This is a genomic window from Flavobacteriales bacterium (assembly GCA_013001705.1).
Classification (GTDB): Bacteria; Bacteroidota; Bacteroidia; order Flavobacteriales_D; family JABDKJ01; genus JABDLZ01.
The window spans coordinates 1-5,397 of record JABDLZ010000189.1; the positions used below are offsets into that span (position 1 = coordinate 1).

A 5,397-nucleotide genomic window follows, 5' to 3' on the forward strand; every position below is an offset into this window, starting at 1 on the left:
GGATATAATGTAGGCTTTTGTCCACATCATAGTCTCCCTCATCTCCCGTACAACGAGCAAGGGTCAAGCTAACCTTATGAAAGGTCTTGGGATAGAAATGATACACGGCCGCATCGATCTGTAAGTCATCCCCTTGACCAAAGCGATCGATGATCACCTGATTCCATTCTTCATGTAGGATATCCCGGCTGGCACACATGGATATCTGAGCATTGCTGAAGCGCTCCCGTATCATGGGAATGACCTCCTCACACACATCCGCATAGAAGGTGATATCGGGGAAACATGAGATACAGAGGCTGTCATCGATCATATCGAAACATTCCGCACGCGGATAGTACTTTCCATAGCGCTGGAGATGGAATTCATTTCCCAGTTCGAAATGGACGAGATCATCCACTACATCGCAGTCTCCACACTTCTCCAATAGGATCTTGTCCAGCTGTTTTTGGACCTTGTTGACGATGTTGTTCTTCAGAGTATCCTTTATGACCTCGGGCGATGCACCCGGTGCGATGGCCTCCAGATGTGGACTTCCCAAATAGTAGAAGGGATCGATCATGTTGAGCACGAAGAGCTCCTTCACATCCATTCCCTGATTTCGGAAATAGGTCACTGCATTGAGATAGGATTCCAGCGTGACCGTTGTGCGGATGGCGATGCTATCATACCACTCTGCAGTCATGTCCAGGTTATTTCCTGTACATCCGATATGGCTTGAATTGGAACGACCTAACAATGAACCTTCGCAGATCTCCAGATCCTGCATGGTCCCATCTTCCCCGATGACTTGACGGGTCTCTGAATACCAGTTCCAGAAGTTGGATGGTGTCCCACCAGGGAATCGCAGGATCTTGGGGCCTAAGTCACGAACATCCTGTCTGAGATAGGCGCTGTTCCAGTCATATCGAAAATCCTCTTGCTCGGGTTGAAGGCAATTCTCTTCAGAATGCTGCCGAGTGATCCGCGCGTTGAAACCCAGGTCGGGACAGTCCATGGCTGCACCCCACTCGACCGCAACGACCTGTGTCTGCGATTTCGCCTCGTGAATTCCTATGATCAAAAAGATGAAGACCAGTAGAACTACCAGTCCGTAGATTTCGTTTTTCCCCCGCATGATTCTCCTTCACTTGTCCACTCAGTGGAACGAGGAGAAGTCCAGCAGGGTTTCAGATGCAAATCCTTATTAGACAAACACTTGGAATGAGACGACCAATACGATTCTTGGACGATCGGCCCCACTCAGGCCTGATTCTGTCAAATTGCTTCACCTACGCTGAACCGATAGATGGTCTGCGATGTAAAGTTCTCACCGGCCTTCAAGATAGATGACGGAAAATGAGGTCTATTGGGGCTATCGGGATATTTCTGGGTCTCCAGGCAGAATCCGGAATAGGGGCCGTACACTCTGCCCTCGTTACCGGCCTCGTTGTCTCTGAGTCCTTTGCCGATATAGAATTGGACACCCGGCTCATCGCTGAACAATTCCATGCGCCTTCCAGATACAGGTTCGAATACTTCAGCAATGACGGATTCTTTGGAGGATACGATATAATTGATGTCGAAGCCCGCTCCTTCCAAGTCTGGAGGTTGCAACATGACTCCCTCCCTCAGATCGTATCTGGTGCCTTCGACCGGGACGATATTCCCTGTTGGAATATTGAGTTCATCTACCTCGGTGAACTGTTCTGCATGTATGTTGAATCGATGCCCATCTATCTGTCCCTTGCCAGCTCCTTTCAGATTGAAATAGCAATGATTGGTCAGGCTCAGTGGGGTGTCTTTTGTACTCTGAGCTTGATAGCGTATCACCAAGCTTCCATCGGCATGCAATTCATAGGTGACCGTCACCGATAGGTCTCCCGGGTATCCTTCTTCACCATCTGGAGATAGATAGGACAGGGTAATGCGGTCGGACTTGTGTTCATCGACTGTCCAGACCACTCTGGACAATCCCTTGGCTCCCCCATGCAGATGATGTGATCCTAGATTGGTGGGCAATTGATAGTCTTGACCATTTAATTCGAATCGTCCATGTGCGATCCGATTGCAGTATCTACCGACCACCGCACCGAAGTATTGCTCATCGCGATCGATATACTCTTGTAGTGAGTCGTATCCCAGTGCGATATCCTCTAGATGACCCGTGCGATCCGGGGTCAGCAGTTGAACGATGCGCGCCCCATAGTTGGTGATGCTACAAGAAATGCCAGATCCACTCTCCAGGGTATAAAGATCGACCTGCTTTCCATCCACTTCTTTCTTGAATCGATCTGCATCCATGGGATATCAATGGACACCGTAGAAATCCAGAATGATCTTATCGGTCTCTGATCTATTCTTGAACACTTCGAATGATCTCCCTTGAGTGCGCTGTGCTCCGAGTGCATTGGCATATCGGATGGCCAATTTGAGGTCATCAGGGTCTATCAGTACTCCAAATCCCAATCCTCCGGCAAATGAGTCTCCGCATCCGGTGGTATCGATCACGTTCTCTACGCGAATGGCCTTGAAACGCTCTTCGACCACAGCTGAACCTTCCTTGTAGAAAAGAACCCCACCATGTTCGTCCTGAGTGACGATCAAGGCCTTGACCCCATGAGAAAGCACATGAGCAGCCAGCGTGGGGAGGTGTGCAGCTCCATCGTCAGAGAAGTGTCCCAATTTGAGCGAATGATCCCGCTCCTCATACCAGGTGCAGAAGGATTCTTCCATATTCATTTTGAGAATATCGATGTAGGGCAACCACAGGTCCCGATCCAGCCAATATCTCAGATGGCGTTTTCCCTCGGTATCCACGGTATTGGTAGGACCATGAGCATCGAATATGATGGTGGCATCAGAATGCGCTCGGATGTGGGCCAAAGTCTGAAGGGGAACCTCATAATCCGTAATGGGAATGCACACAAATACATCACAATCCATCAGTCCCTCTACATCCTCTGGAGTGATGGGGTCCATGAAGCCCGTCTGTTGTTCGATACGATTGTTCTGATCCAAGAATTGAAGTCGTATCACATCTCCTTGATTATTTGCATCTGTGATATGACTCTGGTCGATATTCGGATAGGCATCCAGGATCTCTTTGATACGGCTTGAATCCTCTTTGCGCACGTGAGAGACCGGGATGACTGTGCCCATACCTTCTAGCAATCGGGCCAATGCAATGGTGGGATGCATTGCGCACCCGTATTTCTCTATCACTTCGCCATGATGCGTGGTGATATGATCCCGGGGAATGGGGCCCAATACGGCTATTCGTTTCTCCTTCACTCGGCAGCTCTAGGCTCAGGCCATGAATATCATGATTCTCGATCGATACAGAAGCTTTGGGATATGCTGAAGCTGCATACAGGCTATTTCTCCGGTGTATCCTCCATCAATATCCACTTGCACTTGAACCAATCCTTGGGGTCTCCATCGTCATTGGGTAGGCATTCTATCAAATAGTAGTAGGTCTCTCCACAGGCCTTGATACTGACCTCTTTGGGGAAATTGCGATCATCCTTATTGAGCCGATAGAAATCGTACTTCTCGGTGACCAGATAACTGACCTCCTCTTTGGCGCAAGCATATTCGAAGCTTACTTCATCGATCAATTCATCCATTTTCTGGATAATGTAGGCACGGTCCTTATCTTTTTTCCAGCCCGGAGCAATATCGGCATAGGGTAGTTCGGTCTGAGCATGGAACATGAGTGGCGTGCAGAGCAGAATTAGGATGACGTTTTTCATAGTATACGTATTGAGTCGGCTACTTGAAGGTACGAAAAGCATATCCTATGTCGCTCGATCAGCGTACCACATCTCGAGCATGCCCTTTCCCTTCGCCTCCACAGTTCCGCGGTACTCGAAGCTGAATCTGGGATCATCCTTCAGAAGTTCAAACGTGGCTCGGCTGATATTGATCCGGTTCACCGTCCCATGACTTTCCATACGACTAGCAATATTGACCGTATCTCCCCAGATATCGTATGAATATTTCTTGAATCCTACGATACCCGCCACCACTGGACCGCTATGCATTCCGATACGCACTTCGAAATAAGGCAGGCCTGCCTCCTTCTTCCGCTCTTTGCCGGCCGCTACAAAATCCCGCATTTCTATAGCTGCTGACAGCACATCAGCCGCATGACGCGGACTAGGCACAGGAATTCCTCCGGCCGCCATGTAGGAGTCTCCGATGGTCTTGATCTTCTCGATACCATACTTGACCGTTATCCGGTCGAATTCAGAGAAACAGGCATCTAGATCCTGGACCAATTCGCGGGGGCTCAATAATTCACTCATGGCCGTGAATCCCTTGAAATCGGTAAAGAGTACCGTTACGGCCTCCATCGAACGGGCCTCAGCATGACCTTTTACTTTGACTTCTTGGATCACCTCGGCCGGGAGGATGTTCGAGAGTAATTCGTCTGAGCGTTTTTTTCCTCTGCGGGAAGTATGCACCAATAGGAAGAGCAGTACCAAACCTCCCCCGGCCGCCATGAGACCGATACGCTGACGAGATAGACTTCCTTGCTGCCTTTCTATTTCGATATCTTTAACTAATTGGATACGAGCGAATTCCAGACTGTCCTCTAGTGCTTTTTTGTCATAGGTATATCGAAACTCCTGTCTCAATGCCGCACGCTTGTTCTTCTGACTATCGATGCTATCCCGGAAGAGGATATGCTCACTGTAGTAGTCCATGGCACGTTTGAAATCATTGGATTCAGAGTAGATCTCAGAAAGTTGTTCTGCGGCCTCACTGATCAAGTAGATCTCACCGATCTCATATCCGATATCCCGGGCCAGAAAGAGATTTCTAATGGCCTCACTATTAAGTCCCAGCTGCTTATCAACACGTCCCAGTCCGAGTAGACCATGCCCCTCCTGATCCCTATCCTTGAAGATCAAGGATCCCTTCACCACACGCTGATAACGCGATCGAGCACTGTCCAAACGTCCTTCCCTGAGATCCAAAGTAGCCAGATTGGTCAAGGGCTGTAAGGCACCTGCGAGTTGTCCGGCATCTTTCATGAGCTCGTAGGCCCTCCGATACATATCTCTTGCCTTTAATAGGTCATTCTGTTCCTCGTGGATGCTCCCTATATTGGAGATGGGTGAGGCCGATGCTCCAATATCTCCGATCTCTTCTGCCCTATCGATGGCCTTCTGGAAATAATACTCCGCCTGCTCGAATTCATTCAAGATGTTGTACGAACTCCCCAAGAAATTGTAGACATAGATATCGACCTGCCCTGAGCCGAATTCATCGATGAGCTTGAGACAGGTATTGTAATTCTCGATAGCAGATGCGTGATCACCTTTCTTCGACTGAGTGAACCCTAGATTCACATGACCCCCCTTATGTGCCTCTGATCCGTAATCAGATGCCTTGGCCACTTCTATCACC

5 protein-coding genes are annotated in these 5,397 nt (G+C 49.0%); all 5 read right to left on the bottom strand.

What is annotated here, in order from left to right; all coding sequences use genetic code 11:
- Positions 1-1,117 (bottom strand): hypothetical protein (locus tag HKN79_07705; protein ID NNC83446.1); only part of this gene is annotated, 1,117 nt, incomplete at its 3' end.
- A 140-nt stretch (positions 1,118-1,257) separates the two neighbouring features.
- Positions 1,258-2,283: a galactose mutarotase gene (locus HKN79_07710; GenBank protein NNC83447.1), complete on the bottom strand. Its 1,026-nt coding sequence runs from the start codon at positions 2,281-2,283 to the stop codon at positions 1,258-1,260.
- Positions 2,284-2,289: 6 nt separating this feature from the next.
- Positions 2,290-3,273, bottom strand: coding sequence for a carbohydrate kinase family protein (locus tag HKN79_07715; GenBank protein NNC83448.1), 984 nt, complete (start codon positions 3,271-3,273; stop codon positions 2,290-2,292).
- Between the two features lie 83 nt (positions 3,274-3,356).
- Positions 3,357-3,734 (bottom strand): hypothetical protein, encoded by a 378-nt coding sequence (locus tag HKN79_07720; GenBank protein ID NNC83449.1) that lies wholly within the window; start codon positions 3,732-3,734, stop codon positions 3,357-3,359.
- Between the two features lie 45 nt (positions 3,735-3,779).
- Positions 3,780-5,397, bottom strand: a 1,618-nt coding sequence (locus tag HKN79_07725; GenBank protein ID NNC83450.1) for a tetratricopeptide repeat protein, incomplete at its 5' end; no start/stop codon positions are given.

What these genes read in the sequence shown, in the direction of transcription:
- HKN79_07710 (NNC83447.1), bottom strand. Translation starts at nt 2,283, where the DNA reads ATGGATGCAGATCGATTCAAGAAAGAAGTGGATGGAAAGCAGGTCGAT.
- HKN79_07720 (NNC83449.1), bottom strand. Translation starts at nt 3,734, where the DNA reads ATGAAAAACGTCATCCTAATTCTGCTCTGCACGCCACTCATGTTCCAT.